Origin of the sequence: Pseudacidovorax intermedius (assembly GCF_001476815.1) — a bacterium.
GTDB classification, from domain to species: domain Bacteria; phylum Pseudomonadota; class Gammaproteobacteria; order Burkholderiales; family Burkholderiaceae_C; genus Xenophilus; species Xenophilus intermedius_A.
In genome coordinates this window covers 1-17423 of record NZ_LDSL01000019.1, presented here as the reverse complement: position 1 = coordinate 17423, position 17423 = coordinate 1, and the positions used below count along the sequence as shown (strand labels likewise).

18 protein-coding genes and 1 pseudogene are annotated in these 17423 nt (G+C 68.3%); 16 read left to right on the top strand and 3 right to left on the bottom strand.

The window, feature by feature from the left end:
- Positions 1-146 precede the first annotated feature (146 nt).
- Together NS331_RS02695 and NS331_RS02690 are read right to left on the bottom strand one after the other, a co-directional pair.
- Entirely contained in the window at positions 147-446 is a 300-nt protein-coding gene (locus tag NS331_RS02695; protein WP_058640474.1) for a YbeD family protein, read from the bottom strand.
- The gene (locus NS331_RS02690) at positions 443-1318 is read right to left on the bottom strand and encodes an aminotransferase class IV (protein WP_058640473.1); all 876 of its coding nucleotides are present in this window, start codon (positions 1316-1318) and stop codon (positions 443-445) included. Before NS331_RS02690 ends, NS331_RS02695 begins: the two co-directional genes overlap by 4 nt.
- 118 nt (positions 1319-1436) lie before the next feature.
- Here NS331_RS02690 and NS331_RS02685 point away from each other — a divergent pair, with 118 nt between their 5' ends.
- The 16 genes from NS331_RS02685 (at position 1437) to NS331_RS02610 (ending at position 17184) form a co-directional block, all read left to right on the top strand.
- Entirely contained in the window at positions 1437-1925 is a 489-nt protein-coding gene (locus NS331_RS02685) for an ATP synthase subunit I (RefSeq protein ID WP_058640472.1), read from the top strand.
- Between the two features lie 26 nt (positions 1926-1951).
- Positions 1952-2830: a F0F1 ATP synthase subunit A gene (gene atpB / locus NS331_RS02680; RefSeq protein WP_058640471.1), complete on the top strand. Its 879-nt coding sequence runs from the start codon at positions 1952-1954 to the stop codon at positions 2828-2830.
- 80 nt (positions 2831-2910) lie between these two features.
- Entirely contained in the window at positions 2911-3165 is a 255-nt protein-coding gene (gene atpE, locus NS331_RS02675; protein WP_038200332.1) for a F0F1 ATP synthase subunit C, read from the top strand.
- 37 nt (positions 3166-3202) lie between these two features.
- A complete protein-coding gene (locus NS331_RS02670) occupies positions 3203-3673 on the top strand; it encodes a F0F1 ATP synthase subunit B (protein WP_017762128.1) in 471 nt (156 codons plus the stop codon).
- Between the two features lie 10 nt (positions 3674-3683).
- Complete coding sequence (locus tag NS331_RS02665) at positions 3684-4214, top strand: F0F1 ATP synthase subunit delta (protein ID WP_058640470.1); 531 nt, start codon at positions 3684-3686, stop codon at positions 4212-4214.
- A gap of 50 nt (positions 4215-4264) precedes the next feature.
- A complete protein-coding gene (gene atpA, locus NS331_RS02660) occupies positions 4265-5818 on the top strand; it encodes a F0F1 ATP synthase subunit alpha (protein ID WP_058640469.1) in 1554 nt (517 codons plus the stop codon).
- Between the two features lie 20 nt (positions 5819-5838).
- The gene (gene atpG / locus NS331_RS02655) at positions 5839-6720 is read left to right on the top strand and encodes a F0F1 ATP synthase subunit gamma (RefSeq protein WP_058640468.1); all 882 of its coding nucleotides are present in this window, start codon (positions 5839-5841) and stop codon (positions 6718-6720) included.
- 52 nt (positions 6721-6772) lie between these two features.
- Complete coding sequence (gene atpD / locus NS331_RS02650; RefSeq protein ID WP_058640467.1) at positions 6773-8179, top strand: F0F1 ATP synthase subunit beta; 1407 nt, start codon at positions 6773-6775, stop codon at positions 8177-8179.
- Positions 8180-8193: 14 nt separating this feature from the next.
- Positions 8194-8613 carry a F0F1 ATP synthase subunit epsilon gene (locus tag NS331_RS02645; RefSeq protein WP_058640466.1) on the top strand — a complete coding sequence of 140 codons (420 nt, stop codon included), beginning with the start codon at positions 8194-8196 and terminating at the stop codon, positions 8611-8613.
- 262 nt (positions 8614-8875) lie between these two features.
- A complete protein-coding gene (locus tag NS331_RS02640; RefSeq protein WP_058640477.1) occupies positions 8876-10045 on the top strand; it encodes an ROK family protein in 1170 nt (389 codons plus the stop codon).
- A gap of 25 nt (positions 10046-10070) precedes the next feature.
- Positions 10071-11594 carry a sugar ABC transporter ATP-binding protein gene (locus tag NS331_RS02635; protein ID WP_058640476.1) on the top strand — a complete coding sequence of 508 codons (1524 nt, stop codon included), beginning with the start codon at positions 10071-10073 and terminating at the stop codon, positions 11592-11594.
- Positions 11581-12609: an ABC transporter permease gene (locus NS331_RS02630; RefSeq protein ID WP_058640465.1), complete on the top strand. Its 1029-nt coding sequence runs from the start codon at positions 11581-11583 to the stop codon at positions 12607-12609. Before NS331_RS02635 ends, NS331_RS02630 begins: the two co-directional genes overlap by 14 nt.
- A gap of 135 nt (positions 12610-12744) precedes the next feature.
- The gene (locus tag NS331_RS02625; protein ID WP_058640464.1) at positions 12745-13707 is read left to right on the top strand and encodes a substrate-binding domain-containing protein; all 963 of its coding nucleotides are present in this window, start codon (positions 12745-12747) and stop codon (positions 13705-13707) included.
- Positions 13708-13928: 221 nt separating this feature from the next.
- Positions 13929-14954, top strand: coding sequence for a sugar phosphate isomerase/epimerase family protein (locus NS331_RS02620; protein ID WP_058640463.1), 1026 nt, complete (start codon positions 13929-13931; stop codon positions 14952-14954).
- A gap of 80 nt (positions 14955-15034) precedes the next feature.
- Positions 15035-16162 carry a Gfo/Idh/MocA family protein gene (locus NS331_RS02615; RefSeq protein ID WP_058640475.1) on the top strand — a complete coding sequence of 376 codons (1128 nt, stop codon included), beginning with the start codon at positions 15035-15037 and terminating at the stop codon, positions 16160-16162.
- A gap of 332 nt (positions 16163-16494) precedes the next feature.
- Positions 16495-17184 carry a DUF3617 domain-containing protein gene (locus NS331_RS02610; protein ID WP_058640462.1) on the top strand — a complete coding sequence of 230 codons (690 nt, stop codon included), beginning with the start codon at positions 16495-16497 and terminating at the stop codon, positions 17182-17184.
- A gap of 37 nt (positions 17185-17221) precedes the next feature.
- Here the strand turns inward: NS331_RS02610 and NS331_RS26550 are convergent.
- A pseudogene (locus NS331_RS26550) lies at positions 17222-17423 on the bottom strand (hypothetical protein); the annotation flags it as partial.

Here is a 17423-nt window from a genome sequence, read left to right as displayed (position 1 = left end):
TTCTGCGGGCTCGGGGGGGGGTGCGGTGGGGCAGCGCGACAGGGCGGCGAAGGTGGCGGCATAGTCCACCCGGCCCAGCCCCGCGGGCTCGGCCGGCGGCGGGCGGACGGCTTACGCCGCGGGCAGGGCTTCGGTGTCGGCGGCGCTCACAGCACGACCTTGACCATCGGATGCGAGGACAGCGTACGGTACAGCTCGTCCAGCTGCTCGCGGCTGGTGGCGGTGACGGTGATGGTCACGCCCAGGTAGTTGCCGGCCTTGCTGTCGCGCAGCTCGATGGTGCCGGCGTCGAACTCGGGGTCGAACTGCCGGGCGATGTGCGTCACGGCGCCGACGAAGCCGTCCACGTTCGCGCCCATCACCTTGATGGGGAAGCGCGAGGGGTACTCGATCAGCGAATCCTTGCGCGGGTCGGTCGAGCCGGGGGTGGTGGGGGTGTCGGTCATGGCTGGGGCTCCTGTTTGGCGTCCTGATAGGCCGCATACAAGGCGTGGTAGATGGGGCCGGGCACGCCCTTTCCAACGGGGCTGCCGTCCAGGCGGGTCACCGGCACGATCTCCTTGGTGGCGGAGGAGATCAGCAGTTCGTCCGCGGCAAGGACTTCGCCGCGCGTGATGTCGCGCAGCGCGAAGGGAATGCCGCGCGCTTCGCACAGCCGCTGCAGCAGGCCGTAGCGGATGCCGCGCAGCACGCGGTGGTCGGGTACGGGTCCGGCGACGGCGCCGTCCTTGATCACCCAGACGTTGCTCGACGAGGCCTCGCTCAGCAGCTCGCCGCGGAACATCAGCGTCTCGGCCGCGCCGGCCTCCACGCTGATCTGCCGCGCCAGCACGGCGCCCAGCAGGCTGGTGCTCTTGATGTGCGCCTTCTGCCAGCGGAATTCCTCGGCCGTGACGCAGGCCACGCCCTCGGCCCGGGCCTTGTCGGCCACCGGCTTGAGCGGGTTGAGCATCACGAAGACCGTCGGCGTGAGGCCGGCGGGCATCGCATGGTCGCGCACCGCCACGCCGCGCGTGACCTGGATGTAGAGCGACTGGGACGGCGAGCGCTCCGAGGCCTCGATCAGCCGCTCGGCGATGGCGCGCCAGCCGCCGCGGTCGTGCGGATGGGGAATGCGCAACTCGTCGAGCGAGCGCTCCAGGCGGGCCATGTGTTCGTCGAAGCAGAACAGGCGGCCTTCGTACACCGGCACGACCTCGTAGATGCCGTCGCCGAAGATGAAGCCGCGGTCGAGCACGCTCACCTTGGCGTCGCGCAGCGGCAGGTACTCGCCATCGAGATGGCACAGGGATTCGGGCAGGGCGGGAGCAGCAGACATCGGGCGATTATCGAAGCCGCACCACTCTGGGCTGGCTTCTACGTGTTTTTGCTACCTATAATGAGTGGCTTTGTAGATTTCCCTGACTTGACCGTTTGGACCGACGGCTGCCATTCGAATGACAACCAAGGCCCCGATCCGCACGGTCGACACCGAGCCCGCAGAAGCTGACGAAGACAGCTTCACCCCGCTGACCGCCGAAGAGGCCCAGCGGCTTCGCGAGCGCCATCCCGAACTCTCCCCCTGGTGGGTGGTCGGGGCCCAGATCGCCTCGGGGTTGATCGTGGCAGCGGTGGCCTGGGGCTGGACGCAACGGCCGGTGGCGGCGGTGTCCGCGTTCTACGGAGCCATGGCGGTCGCTGTGCCCGCTGCGCTGTTCGCCCGTGCCATGGGCCGCATGCGTGGTGGTGTGTCGCAATCGGCCGCCATGCTGGGTTTTATGGTGTGGGAACTGATCAAGATCGCGCTGACCATCGCCTTGCTGGCGGCGGCGCCGTGGCTGATCGAGGGAATTCACTGGCTGGCTCTGCTGGCTGGCGCGGTGGTGGCGCTCAAGATGTACTGGCTCGCGCTGGTCATGCGCCCCCGCAAATCGAACCGTATCTGACTGTTTAAGAGAAAAGACGCTGAAAGATGGCCGCCGAAGGACACGCCCCGACCGCGAGTGAGTACATCGTCCACCACCTGCAGCACTGGCAGGTGGACTGGAGCCTCAAGCCCGTGGTCCAGAAGGCCATCGTGGACTTCGGTGTCATCAACCTCGACTCCGTTCTCTATGCGCTGATCATCGGCGCGCTCGGCTGCTTCGTGCTGTGGCTTGCCGCGCGCAAGGCCACGGCCGGCGTGCCCGGCCGCTTCCAGGCCGCCGTCGAGATGCTGGTCGAGATGGTCGACAACCAGGCCAAGGCCAACATCCACAACGCCAAGAGCCGCAAGTTCATCGCCCCGCTGGCGCTGACCGTGTTCGTGTGGATCTTCCTGCTCAACGCCATGGACATGCTGCCGGTGGACCTGCTGCCGTCGCTCTGGGCCAAGGCCTATGGCGCCCTGGGCCACGACCCGCACCATGCCTACATGCGCGTGGTGCCCACCGCCGACCTGTCCACCACGCTGGGCCTGTCGACCTCGGTGCTGGTGCTGTGCCTGATCTACAGCATCAAGATCAAGGGCCTGGGCGGCTGGGGCCACGAGCTCATCTCGGCACCCTTCGGCGCCCACCCGCTGCTGTGGCCCATCAACCTGCTGATGCAGATCATCGAATACCTGGCCAAGACCATCTCGCACGGCATGCGGCTGTTCGGCAACATGTACGCCGGCGAACTGGTCTTCATGCTGATCGCCCTCATGGGCGGCGCCATGGCGGCCTCGCTGTCGGGCGTGCTGCTGCCCATCGGCCACATCATTGCCGGCACCATCTGGGCGATCTTCCACATCCTGGTGATCACGCTGCAGGCCTTCATCTTCATGATGCTGACGCTCATCTACCTGGGCCAGGCGCACGAAGCCCACTGAGCGGCCCCTGCGGCCCTCGTGCTCCCGCTTTCCTCTCGTTTCGTTTTTCCCCTCTCTTGCCTTTCATCTAAGGAGTCATCATGGCAAACGTTCTCGGTCTCGTCGCTCTGGCTTGTGGTCTGATCGTCGGTCTCGGCGCTATCGGCGCGTCCATCGGCATCGCCCTCATGGGTGGCAAGTTCCTCGAGTCCTCGGCTCGCCAGCCCGAACTCATGAACGACCTGCAGACGAAGATGTTCATTCTGGCCGGCCTGATCGACGCCGCCTTCCTGATCGGCGTGGCCATCGCCCTGCTGTTCGCCTTCGCCAACCCCTTCGTCGTCGCCGGCGCCTGATCCTTTTCGTCCACACCGTCTGTAGAAAGGTGTTGTCGTGAGCATCAACGCAACCCTGTTCGTTCAGGCCGTCGTCTTTTTGCTGCTCGTGCTGTTCACGATGAAGTTCGTGTGGCCGCCGATCGCGAAGGCGCTGGATGAACGGGCTCAAAAGATCGCCGCGGGCCTGGCGGCCGCCGAGAAGGCCAAGGCCGAACTCGCTTCCGCCAACCAACGCGTCGAGCAGGAGCTGCAGGCTTCGCGCACCGAGACCAGCAACCGCCTGGCCGATGCCGAGCGCCGCGCCCAGCAGATCATCGAAGAGGCCAAGGCCCGCGCCACCGAGGAGGCCAACAAGATCGTGGCCGCCGCGCGCGACGAGGCCGAGCAGCAGTCCGTGCGTGCCCGTGAAGTCCTGCGCGAGCAGGTCGCCACGCTGGCCGTCAAGGGCGCCGAGCAGATCCTGCGCAAGGAAGTCGATGCCAACGTGCATGCCGACCTGCTCAATCGCCTGAAGACCGAGCTGTAAGGACGAACCGATGGCCGAACTCGCCACCATTGCCCGTCCTTACGCCGAAGCGCTGTACAAGGCGTCTGCCGGCAACGCGCAGGCCACGGCCGACTGGCTGGAGCCGCTGGCCCAGGTGGCCGGCAGCGCGCCGCTGCAGCAATTCGCGGCCAGCCCCAAGGTGTCCTCGCAGCAGGTGTTCGACCTGATCGCCGGGATGGTGCCGGGCGGCCTGCCGCAGGCCGGCCAGAACTTCCTGCACGCCGTGATCGACAACGGCCGCCTGGCCGCGCTGCCGGAAGTGGCGACGCAGTTCCGTGCCCTGCAGAACGCCGCCAGCGGCGCTGCCGATGCCGTGCTCTTCAGCGCCTTCCCCATCGAAGGCGCGGCCCTCGGCGAAGTCCAGGCCGCACTGGAGCGCCGCTTCGGCCGCAAGCTGACCACCCGCGTGGAGCTGGATCCGTCGCTCATCGGCGGCATCCGCGCCGTGGTCGGCGACGAAGTGCTCGACACCTCGGTCAAGGCCCGTCTCGAACAAATGAAGGCGGCGCTCACCGCCTGACCCGGCTGGTGGCGCGCGTCCTTACACCCGATTGAAAGAAGGAAAGAGTCATGCAACTCAATCCCGCAGAGATTTCCGAACTGATCAAGAGCCGCATCGAAGGGCTGGGCGTCAGCGCCAACATCCGTAACGAAGGCTCCGTGGTCTCGGTGACCGACGGCATCGTGCGCGTGCACGGCCTGTCCGACGCGATGCAGGGCGAAATGCTGGAGTTCCCGCCCACGCCCGGTGGCCAGCCCACCTACGGCCTGGCGCTGAACCTCGAGCGCGACTCCGTCGGCGCCGTGATCCTGGGCGAGTACGAGCACATCTCCGAAGGCGACACCGTCAAGTGCACGGGCCGCATCCTGGAAGTGCCCGTCGGCCCCGAGCTGATCGGCCGCGTGGTCAACGCCCTCGGCCAGCCCATCGACGGCAAGGGCCCGATCAACGCCAAGCTGACCGACGTGATCGAGAAGGTCGCGCCCGGCGTGATCGCCCGTCAGTCCGTGGACCAGCCGATGCAGACCGGCCTGAAGTCCATCGACGCGATGGTGCCCGTCGGCCGCGGCCAGCGCGAGCTCATCATCGGCGACCGCCAGACCGGCAAGACGGCCGTGGCCATCGACGCGATCATCAACCAGAAGGGTCAGAACATGACCTGCGTCTACGTTGCGATCGGCCAGAAGGCTTCGTCGATCAAGAACGTGGTGCGCGCACTGGAGCAGGCCGGCGCGATGGAATACACCATCGTCGTCGCCGCATCGTCGTCGGAATCGGCGGCCATGCAGTACGTGTCGGCCTACTCCGGCTGCACGATGGGCGAGTACTTCCGCGACCGCGGCCAGGACGCCCTGATCGTCTATGACGACCTGTCCAAGCAGGCCGTGGCCTACCGCCAGGTCTCGCTGCTGCTGCGCCGCCCCCCGGGCCGCGAAGCCTACCCCGGCGACGTGTTCTACCTGCACAGCCGCCTGCTGGAGCGCGCCGCCCGCGTGAGCGCCGACTACGTCGAAGCCTTCACCAAGGGTGAAGTCAAGGGCAAGACCGGCTCGCTGACCGCACTGCCGATCATCGAGACGCAGGCCGGCGACGTGTCCGCCTTCGTGCCGACCAACGTGATCTCGATCACCGACGGCCAGATCTTCCTGGAAACCAACCTGTTCAACGCCGGCATCCGTCCCGCCATCAACGCGGGTATCTCGGTGTCGCGCGTGGGTTCGGCTGCCCAGACCAAGGTCATCAAGGGCCTGTCCGGCGGTATCCGTACCGACCTGGCGCAGTACCGCGAGCTGGCCGCCTTCGCGCAGTTCGCCTCGGACCTGGACGCTTCGACCAAGAAGCAGCTGGACCGCGGTGCCCGCGTGACCGAACTGCTCAAGCAGGCCCAGTACAGCCCGCTGCCCGTCTCGCTGATGGCCGCGTCGCTGTTCGCCGTGAACAAGGGCTTCATGGACGACCTGGACGTCAAGAAGGTGCTGCCCTTCGAGCACGGCCTGCACCAGTTCCTGAAGACGAGCCACGCCGCCCTGGTCGACAAGATCGAGCAGGCCCGGGCCCTGGACAAGGACGCGGAAGCCGAACTGACGGCCGCGATCACCTCGTTCAAGAAGTCCTTCGCCTGATCCGAGAGGCATAGAGCGCTATGGCAGCCGGCAAGGAAATCCGCGGCAAGATCAAATCGGTGGAGAACACCAAGAAGATCACCAAGGCCATGGAAATGGTGGCCGCGTCCAAGATGCGCAAGGCGCAGGAACGGATGCGCTCCGCGCGTCCGTACAGCGAAAAGATCCGCGCCATTGCGTCCAACCTCAGCCAGGCCAATCCGGAGTACACCCACGCCTTCATGAAGACCAGCGACGCCAAGGTCGCCGGCATGATCGTGGTGACGACGGACAAGGGCCTGTGCGGCGGCATGAACACCAACGTGCTTCGTGCCGTCACCAGCAAGCTGCGCGAGCTGCAGTCGGCCGGTGTGTCCACCGAGGCGGTGGCCATCGGCAACAAGGGCCTGGGCTTCCTGACGCGCGTGGGCGCCAAGGTGGTGTCGCAGGCCGTGCAGCTGGGCGACACGCCCCACCTCGAGAAGCTGATCGGCCCCGTCAAGGTGCTGCTGGACGCGTATGCCGAAGGCCGCCTGTCCGCCGTGTACCTGAGCTACACCAAGTTCGTGAACACGATGCGCCAGGAATCGGTGGTCGAGCAGCTGCTGCCGCTGAAGGCCGAGAGCCTCAAGGGTGACGGCAGCGCCCCGCAGCACGCCTGGGACTACATCTACGAGCCCGACGCGCAGACCGTCATCGACGACCTGCTGGTGCGCTACGTGGAGTCGCTGGTCTACCAGGCCGTGGCCGAGAACATGGCCTCCGAGCAGTCGGCGCGCATGGTGGCCATGAAGGCCGCCACCGACAACGCGGGCAACCTGATCAACGAGCTGAAGCTGGTCTACAACAAGACCCGCCAGGCCGGCATCACCAAGGAACTGTCGGAAATCGTGTCCGGTGCGGCCGCGGCCACCGGCAACTGATTCCGCCCGATCCGGCATTCAGCAGATTCAAGACAAATTACTGGAGCACAACATGGCTCAGGCTCAAGGAACAATCGTTCAATGTATCGGCGCCGTGGTCGACGTGGAGTTTCCCCGTGACCAGATGCCCAAGGTGTACGACGCCCTCAAGTTCGAAGGCGGCGGACTGACGCTGGAAGTGCAGCAGCAGCTGGGTGACGGCGTGGTGCGCACCATCGCGCTGGGCAGCTCCGACGGCCTGCGCCGCGGCATCACCGTGGTCAACACCGGCTCGCCCATCACGGTGCCCGTCGGCAAGGCCACCCTTGGCCGCATCATGGACGTGCTGGGCAACCCCATCGACGAGCGCGGCCCGGTCTCGCAGGAGCTGACCGCCTCGATCCACCGCAAGGCCCCGGCCTACGACGAGCTGTCGCCCTCCACCGAACTGCTGGAAACCGGCATCAAGGTGATCGACCTGGTCTGCCCGTTCGCCAAGGGCGGCAAGGTGGGCCTGTTCGGCGGCGCCGGCGTCGGCAAGACCGTGAACATGATGGAGCTCATCAACAACATCGCCAAGGCCCACAGCGGTCTGTCGGTGTTCGCGGGTGTGGGCGAGCGTACCCGCGAGGGCAACGACTTCTATCACGAGATGTCCGACTCCAAGGTCGTGGTTCAGGAGAACCTGTCCGAGTCGAAGGTGGCCATGGTCTACGGCCAGATGAACGAGCCCCCGGGCAACCGTCTGCGCGTGGCCCTGACCGGCCTGACCATCGCCGAGTCCTTCCGCGACGAAGGCCGCGACGTGCTGTTCTTCGTGGACAACATCTACCGCTACACCCTGGCCGGTACCGAAGTGTCCGCACTGCTGGGCCGCATGCCTTCCGCCGTGGGCTACCAGCCGACGCTGGCCGAGGAAATGGGCCGCCTGCAGGAGCGCATCACGTCGACCAAGGTCGGCTCGATCACCTCGATCCAGGCCGTGTACGTGCCGGCCGATGACTTGACCGACCCGTCGCCTGCCACCACCTTCGCCCACCTGGACTCCACCGTGGTGCTGTCGCGCGACATCGCGTCGCTCGGCATCTACCCCGCCGTGGACCCGCTGGACTCGACCTCGCGCCAGCTCGACCCCAACGTCGTCGGCGAAGAGCACTACGGTGTGGCCCGCGCCGTGCAGGGCACGCTGCAGCGCTACAAGGAACTGCGCGACATCATCGCCATCCTGGGCATGGACGAACTGGCGCCCGAGGACAAGCTGGCCGTGGCCCGCGCCCGGAAGATCCAGCGTTTCCTGTCGCAGCCTTTCCACGTGGCCGAAGTGTTCACCGGCGCGCCCGGCAAGTACGTGCCGCTGTCGGAAACCATCCGCGGCTTCAAGATGATCGCCAACGGCGAGTGCGACCACCTGCCCGAGCAGGCCTTCTACATGGTCGGCACCATCGACGAGGCCTTCGAGAAGGCCAAGAAGCTCGGCTGATCGGCAGACCATCCATGGCAAACACCATTCGTGTCGACGTCGTCAGCGCCGAGGAGTCCATCTTCTCGGGCGAGGCGAAGTTCGTCGCGCTGCCCGGCGAAGCCGGTGAGCTCGGCATCTTCCCGCGCCACACGCCGCTGATCACGCGCATCCGTCCCGGTGCCGTGCGCATCGAGACGGCCGACGGTGGCGAGGAGTTCGTGTTCGTGGCCGGTGGCATCCTCGAAGTGCAGCCCGACTGCGTGACCGTGCTGTCCGACACCGCCATCCGCGGCAAGGACCTGGACGACGAGAAGGCCGCCGCCGCCAAGAGCGCCGCCGAGGAAGCCCTCAAGAACGCCAAGAGCGAGATCGACATCGCCATGGCCCAGTCCGAGCTGGCCGTGATGGCCGCCCAGCTGGCCGCGCTGCGCAAGTTCCGCCAGAAGAAATGAGGGCGCGCGGCACCTTGCCGCGACCCTGCCTCTGCAGAAAGCCAGTCGGTTCGCCGACTGGCTTTTTTCATTGGGCGCACTGCGCACCTCTTCATAAGCCAGACGCTTGACGGCTTCCGCCTGTTTATGGCCGAAGTTCGGCCTTGTCTGCGCAAAGTCGGCCGCCTAGCATCCGTGCCACTGCGCCACCCGTTCGAGGCTGGCCACGAGAACACGGAGACAACGCCGCATGGCGCCCTGGAACGGCCTTTCCGCCGGTGAGCTGGACCTGCTGTCGACCCTCTTCTGGTCGGCCGGCGGCTCGCGCCATGGCATGGCCGAGCGCCTGGGCTTTTCCCGCAGCCGCGCCAACGCCCTGATCGCCGGCCTGATCGAGCAGGGCCTGCTGGCCGAGGCCGGCCCGCAAGCCTCCACCGGCGGACGCCGGCCCGAACAGCTGCAGCTGCATGCCGAACTGGGTGTGCTGCTGGCCGTGGACATCGGCGCGACCAGCCTCGACGTCGCCGTGATGCAGCCCGACCTGACGGTGCTCGCGCGGCATGCCGAGGCCATCGACGTGCGCGAGGGCCCGGGCGTGGTGCTGGCCCGCGTGCGCCAGCGGCTGCGCGAGCTGCTGCAGGCCCGGGGCATTCCGGGGCGGCGCGTGCTGGGCATCGGCATGGGCGTGCCGGGGCCGGTCAACTTCGAGGCCGGCCAGCTGGTCAATCCGCCGCTGATGCCGGGCTGGGACAGCTTCTCGATCCGCGACTACCTGCGCGAGGACTATGCGGCGCCGGTCTTCGTCGACAACGACGTCAACCTGATGGCGCTGGGCGAGCTGTGGCGGCTGCAGCGCGGCTTGTCCAACTTCCTGGTGATCAAGGTGGGCACCGGCATCGGCTGCGGCATCGTGTGCCACGGCGAGGTCTACCGCGGCGCCGCCGGCTCGGCCGGCGACGTGGGCCACATCTGCGTCGACCAGCAGGGGCCGCGCTGCCATTGCGGCAACGTGGGCTGCGTCGAGGCCATGGCCGCGGGCCCGGCCATCGTGCGCATGGCGCAGGCGGCGGCGGAGCGCGGCGAGTCGCCCGCGCTGGCGGCCGTGCTGCGCACTCAGGGCCGCATCGAGGCCATCGACGTGGGCCACGCCAGCCGGGCGGGCGACGTGGTGGCCAACGCCATCATCCAGCGCGCCGGCAGCCTGATCGGGCAGATGCTGGCCTCGGTGGTGAACTTCTTCAATCCCTCGCACGTGTTCATCGGCGGCGGCATCACGCAGATCGGCCCGCTGTTCCTGGCGGCCGTGCGGCAGAGCGTGTACCAGCGCTCCCTGGCCCTGTCGACGCGGCACCTGGAGATCCAGTACACGCCGCTGGGCACCGACGCGGGCGTGACCGGCGCCGGCGTGCTGGCCATGCACGAGACGCTGCGCGCCCGCGGCGTCGCACCCTGAACACGGCAAGGACGCGATGCACGCCATGACCCGCACCACTGCCCCGAGCAAGACCGGCGTCGCCGTCGAGTTCGATGCCATCACCAAGGCCTTCGGCCCGGTGCAGGTGCTGCACGGCGTGAGCTTCGCGCTGCCGCCCGGCCGGGTGGTCGGCCTGCTGGGCGAGAACGGCGCCGGCAAGTCCACCCTGATGAAGATCCTGGCCGGCTACGAAAGCCCGACCGGCGGCGTGCTGCGCACCAACGGCCAGCCGCAGGCCTTCCGCAGCTCGCGCGATGCCGAGGCGCTGGGCATCGTGTTGATCCACCAGGAATTCAACCTGGCCGAAGACCTGAGCGTGGCCGACAACATCTTCCTGGGCCACGAGAAGAAGAAGGGCCCGTTCCTCGACGAGCGTGCCATGCAGGCCGAGGCCGCCGCGGCGCTGGCGCAGGTGGGGCTGCGGATCGATCCGGCCACCAAGGTCCGGCGCCTGATCGTGGCCGAGAAGCAGCTGGTGGAAATCGCCAAGGCCATCGCGCGCCGCGCCCGGCTGCTGATCATGGACGAGCCCACCGCCACGCTCACGCCCGGCGAGACCGAGCGCCTGTTCCGCCTCATCGCCCAACTGCGGACCGACGGCGTGACCATCGTCTACATCTCGCACAAGCTGGACGAAGTCGAGCGCGTGACCGACGAGGTGGTCGTGATGCGCGACGGCCGCTTCGTCACGCGCGCGGCCACGGCCGAGGTCACCCGCCACCAGATGGCCAGCCTGATGGTCGGCCGCGAGATCGCCGACCTCTATCCGCCGCGCGAGCCGGTGCCGGCCGGCCGGGCCCCCGCGCTGCGCGTGCAGGGCTTCGACGTGCCCGGCTGGGCGCAGCAGGCCGGCTTCGAGGTGCGGCCCGGCGAGATCCTCGGCTTCGCCGGCCTGGTCGGCGCGGGTCGCACCGAACTCTTCGAAGGCCTGCTGGGCCTGCGCCCGGGGCGCGGCCAGGTCGAGCTGGCGGGCCGCGCGGTGCAACTGCGCTCGCCACGCGATGCCGCGCGCCACGGCCTCACCTACCTGAGTGAAGACCGCAAGGGCAAGGGCCTGCACGTGGCCTTCGGCCTGCGGCAGAACCTCACGCTGATGGCGCTGGACCAGTACGCCCGGCCCTGGCTGCGGCCCGAGGCCGAGCGCGCGGCGCTCGATGCGGCCGTGAAGGACTACGGCATCCGCACCGGCTCGCTGGATGTGCGCGCTTCATCGCTGTCCGGCGGCAACCAGCAGAAGCTGGCCCTGGCCAAGGTGCTGCAGCCGCATCCCAAGGTGGTGGTGCTCGACGAGCCGACGCGCGGCGTGGACGTGGGCGCCAAGCGCGACATCTACTTCCTGATCCAGCGCCTGGCGCGCGAGGGCCTGGCCGTCATCGTCATCTCGTCGGAGCTGATGGAACTCATCGGCCTGGCGCACCACGTGGCCGTCATGCGCGCGGGCCGCATCGTCGCCACGCTGCCGGCCGACGGCCTCACCGAAGAACAGCTCATCGCCCATGCCACGGGAACAGCCCATGCCGACGCCTGACACCTCCTCCTCCACCGCCGCGGCCGAAGGCGCACAGCACCGCGCCGCCGCCCGGCCGGGCTGGGCCGAACGCCTGCACGGCCTGGGCCCCATCATCGGCCTGGTGCTGCTGTGCATCGCGGGGGCCGCACTCAACAGCGACTTCGCGACCGTGGACAACGCCATGAACGTGCTCACGCGCACGGCCTTCATCGGCATCATCGCGGTGGGCATGTGCTTCGTGATCATCTCGGGCGGCATCGACCTGTCGGTGGGCTCGATGGCGGCGCTGATCGCGGGCAGCGTGATCATGTTCATCAACTGGGCGGGGCCGGCCACCGGCTCGCCGCTGATGGCCGTGGTGCTGGGCGCGGGCCTGGCGGTGGTGCTGGGCGCGATGTTCGGCCTGGCGCACGGGCTGCTCATCACCAAGGGCCGCATCGAGCCCTTCATCGTCACCCTGGGCACGCTGGGCATCTTCCGCGCCTACCTCACCTACTTCGCCGACGGCGGCGCGCTCACGCTCGACAACGACCTGTCGGACCTGTATGCGCCGGTCTACTACGCGAGCCTGCTGGGCATTCCGGTGCCGGTGTGGGTGTTCGTGGCGGTGGCCGTGGTCGGCGGCGTGATCCTCAACCGCACGGCCTACGGGCGCTACGTGCAGGCCATCGGCTCCAACGAACAGGTGGCGCGCTATGCGGCCGTGGACGTGGACCGCGTGAAGATCCTCACCTACATGCTGCTGGGCGTGTGCGTGGGCATCGCCACGCTGCTGTACGTGCCGCGGCTGGGCTCGGCCTCGCCGACCACCGGGCTGCTGTGGGAGCTGGAGGCCATCGCCGCCGTGATCGTCGGTGGCACCGCGCTCAAGGGCGGCGCGGGCAGCATCGCCGGCACGGTGGTGGGCGCGATCCTGCTCTCGGTCATCAGCAACATCCTCAACCTCACCAGCATCATCAGCGTGTACCTCAACGCGGCGGTGCAGGGCTTCGTGATCATCGTGGTGGCCTTTCTGCAGAGGGGCCGGCGGTGAGCACCATGCGTTCGAATCTTCCCCCACCGTTCGGGCTGAGCCTGTCGAAGCCCTGCGCTGCGCTTCGACAGGCTCAGCGTGAACGGGCTGTTCGTGTTCCGTGCCAGTGACATTTCAACCCAGGAGACTCCCAGCATGACCTTCATCACCCGCCGCCTCGCGCTCACCGCGGTGGCCGCTGCCGCCTTCGCCAGCGTGCCCGCGCTGGCTGCCGAGAAAGTGAACCTCGGCGTGTCCATCCCGGCCGCGACCCACAGCTTCATGGGCGGCATCAACTACTGGGCCAACCAGGCCAAGAAGGACCTGGAGAAGCAGTACAAGGATCTGAAGATCACCATCAAGACGGCCGCCAACGCGCCCGAGCAGGCCAACCAGCTGCAGGACCTGTCGACCGTCACCAAGATCAACGCGCTGGTCGTCTTCCCCTTCGAGTCGGCCGCGCTGACCAAGCCGGTGGCGCAGGTCAAGGCCAAGGGCGCCTACGTCACGGTGGTGGACCGCGGCCTCACCGACACCAGCGCGCAGGACGCCTACGTGGCCGGCGACAACACCGCCTTCGGCAAGATCCCGGCCGAGTACATCGCCAAGAAGCTGAACGGCAAGGGCAACGTGGTGGCGCTGCGCGGCATCGCGACCACGCTGGACAACGAGCGCATGGACGCCTTCAGCGCCGTTCTCAAGAACTATCCCGACATCAAGTTGCTCGACGCCAAGTACGCCAACTGGAACCGCGACGACGCCTTCAAGGTGACGCAGGACTACCTGACGCGCTTCAAGGAGATCGACGCCATCTGGGCCGCGGACGACGACATGGCCGTGGGCGTGCTCAAGGCCATCGAGCAGGCCAAGCGCAACGACATCAAGATCGTCTTCGGTGGTGCCGGGGCCAAGGGCATGGTCAAGACCATCCTCGACAACAAGGACCCGCGCATCCAGGCCGACGTGAGCTACTCGCCCAAGTTCATCTACGACGCGATCAAGCTCACGGCCGAGGCGCGGCTGAAGGGCGAGAAGCTGCCGGCGACGACCATCATCCCGTCGGTGCTGATCACCAAGGACAACGCCAAGGACTTCTACCACCCCGACTCGCCGTTCTGACGATCCGCGCGCCTCGCGCGGATCGGCCCCACTCCCCTCTCCCCTCGTGGGAGAGGGGCCGGGGGAGAGGGGGCGCGTGCGCCGCCGCAGCCACCCACTGTGCGCATGGGCAGCCCCCTCTCCCCAGCCCTCTCCCGCGAGGGGAGAGGGAGCGGGTGCAGGCCGTCTGCGCGGCGCAACGCGCCGGAAACCATCGACAAGACAGCAGAAAGGACGGTCGCATGCCGCGCCCCATCACCCTCTTCACCGGCCAGTGGGCCGACCTGCCGCTGGCCGAGCTGGCGCCGCTGGCGCGGCGCATGGGCTACGACGGCCTGGAGCTCGCCTGCTGGGGCGACCACTTCGACGTGCAGCAGGCGCTGGCCTCCGACACCTACGTGCGGGACAAGTGGGCGCTGCTGCGCGAGCATGGCCTGACCTGCCTGGCCATCGGCAACCACCTGGTGGGCCAGGCGGTGTGCGACCTCATCGACGAGCGGCATCGCGCCATCCTGCCGGCGCGCGTGTGGGGCGATGGCGCCCCCGAGGGTGTGCGCCAGCGCGCCGCCCGCGAGTTGGCCGACACGGCGCGCGCCGCGGCGAAGTTCGGCGTCAAGACCGTCACCGGCTTCACGGGCTCGTCGATCTGGCATGCGACCTATGCCTTCCCGCCCACGACGCAGGCCTACTGGGATGCGGGTTTCGCGGACTTCGGTCGGCGCTTCGGCCCCATCCTGGACACCTTCGAGCAGCAGGACGTGAACTTCGCGCTGGAGGTGCATCCCACCGAGATCGCCTTCGACATCGCCTCGGCCGAGCGGGCCATCGCGGCCGTCGGCGGCCACCGGCGCTTCGGCTTCAACTACGACCCCAGCCACCTGGCCTACCAGGGCGTGGACTATGTGCGCTTCATCCGCGGCTTTGCGGACCGCATCTACAACGCGCACATGAAGGACGTGTGGTGGGGCCGCGGCGACGGCACCGTGGGCGTCTTCGGCGGCCACACCAGCTTCGGCGACGCGCGCCGCTTCTGGGACTTCCGCAGCGTCGGCCGCGGCATGGTGGACTTCGAAGCCATCATCGTGGCGCTCAACGACATCGGCTATGCCGGCCCGCTCTCCGTGGAATGGGAGGACAGCCGCATGGACCGCGTGCACGGCGCCACGGAAAGCGCCGCCTTCTGCCGCCGGCTGGACTTTCCGCCCGCGGCCGGCGCCTTCGACGCCGCTTTCGACAAGGCCGCCCAGGGCGGCATGGCGGGCACATGAGCCATCGCATCGAAGCGCAGCCCGAGGGCGCGGCACCAGCGCAGGGCGTGAGTGCCTTCGCGCGCAAGCTGCGCTATGCCATGGTGGGCGGCGGCCAGGGCGCCTTCATCGGCGCCGTGCACCGCCAGGCCCTGGCGCTGGACGGCCAGGCCGAGCTGGTGGCCGGCGCCCTGTCGTCTACGCCCGAGCGTGCGTACGCCTCGGGCCGCGAACTCGGCCTGGCCGATGCGCGCAACCATGCCGACTGGCAGTCGCTGCTCGATGACGAACTGAAGCGCACGCCCGACGAACGCATTGACTTCGTCACCATCGTCACGCCCAACCACCTGCACCACAGCGTGGCCCGCGCCTTTGCCGCAGCCGGCATCCATGTGGTGTGCGACAAGCCGCTGGTCCACACCAGCGAGCAGGCGCAGGACCTGGTGGAGACGGTGGCACGCAGCGGCAGCGTCTTCGGCGTGACCTACAACTACAGCGGCTATCCCATGGTGCGCGAGGCCCGCGACCTGGTGGCCGGCGGCGCCATCGGCGAGGTGCGCAAGGTGGTGGTCGACTACCACCAGGGCTGGCTGGCCACGCGGCTCGAAGGCGGCGACAACAAGCAGGCGGGCTGGCGAACCGACCCCGCACGCAGCGGCGCGGCCGGCGCGCTGGGCGACATCGGCTCGCATGCCGAGAACCTGGTGGCCACCGTCACCGGCCTGGAGCTGGAGAGCCTGTGCGCCGACCTGTCGGCGCTGGTGCCTGACCGGCGGCTGGACGACGACGCCAGCCTGCTGTTGCGCTTCAAAGGCGGCGCGCGCGGCGTGCTCGTGGCCTCGCAGATCGCGGTGGGCTGCGAGAACGACCTTCGCCTGCGCGTCTTCGGCAGCACCGGCACGCTGGACTGGCGGCAGGAGCAGCCCGAGATGCTGGTGCATGCGCCGCTGGACGGCCCGCGCCGGCTGCTCACGCGCGGTTCGCCCTGGCTGGGGGCTTCTGCTCGCCTCGCCACGCGGCTGCCGGCCGGCCATCCAGAAGGCTTCATCGAGGCCTTCGCCAATGTCTACCTGGGCGTGATCGCGCACATCCGCGCGCTGCAGCAGGGTGTGGCGCCCGATCCGCTGCGGGCCGACTACCCCACCCTGGCCGATGGCGCGCGCGGCGTGCGCTTCATCGAGAAGGCGGTGGAAAGCGCGGCCAGTGCGCAGAAGTGGACGGCGTTCTAGGCAGGCCTTGCTCCTGACTGTCTTGCTCCCTCTCCCCTCGCGGGAGAGGGCGGGGGAGAGGGGGTGACGGCGCGCGCAAGGCGCAAGGTCGTCGGGCGGCGGGCGCCCCCTCTCCCCAACCCCTCTCCCGCGAGGGGAGAGGGGCTCAGGACGGCACCACGCCGGTTGTTCGATCACCGGTTGGCGGTGCCATCGGGACCTGCACCTGCACAAGGCTCCAGCTTCGACCTTCGACCTTCGACCTTCGACCTAGTACGCGCGCGATATTCGCAGCGGCGGCGCGGGCCACTACAACCGCGGCAGGCGGAGTCCGCATCCGCCGAGGAGCTGCCATGTCCGCATTCCGCCCGTTTCGTCCCGTTCGCATCACCGTCGCCGTTGCGCTGCTCGCCGAGGCTGCCCTCGTCCTCGCCGGCCCGGCCTTCCCGCGCCGCAAGGACGGCCTGTGGGAGATGCGCGTCGAGACCGCCGCCAAGGCCCAGCCGATGACCCTGCAGCAATGCGCCGATGCCGCCACCGACCGCCTGCTGCAGGAGCAGGGTGCCAGCCGCCAGGCCGAGGCGCGCAAGCCTACCAACTGCCAGGAGGACATGCGCAGCGAGGTGGGCCGCGTGCTGACGCACAAGGAGGTCTGCAAGCTGCCCGACGCGACGATGACCCGGCTGACCGTGATCACCGGCGACATGGACAGCCGCTACCGCGTCAGCTCGCACACCACCTATGCACCGCCGCGTCCAAAGCAGGACGAGACCGATCTGGTGATGGAGGCGCAATGGAAGGGCGCCTGCCCCGCCGGCATGCGGCCGGGCGACATGGTGCTGCCTGGCGGCATGAAGATGAACGTGGTGGAGATGCAGCGCATGGCTGCGCCGATGAGCGCCGCTGCGGCCGCGGGCCGGGCGCCGACGCAGGCCGAGATCCAGCGCATGATGGGCCAGATGCAGCAGTCCCTGTCGCCGGAGGACATGCGCCGCATGGCGGCCGAGATGCAGAAGGCGATGCCGGCTGGTACTGGGAAGTAGCGTCAAGACCGTTCACGCTGAGGTTCTATGGTTCTCGTCAAGCTTTGGCGGCCGCCAAGCGGGCATTGAACATCACGTGTCGCTTGAACAGCGAGAACGCCACGCGCATGAGCTTTCGGGCCAGCACCACCAGTGCAGCCGTCGTGCTCAGCCCCTTGTTGCGCTGCGTCTGGTAGAAGTCCTTCCACGTCTTCGTGCGCGCCGCCGACATCGCCGCGGCGTACAGCAGGCGCCGACTC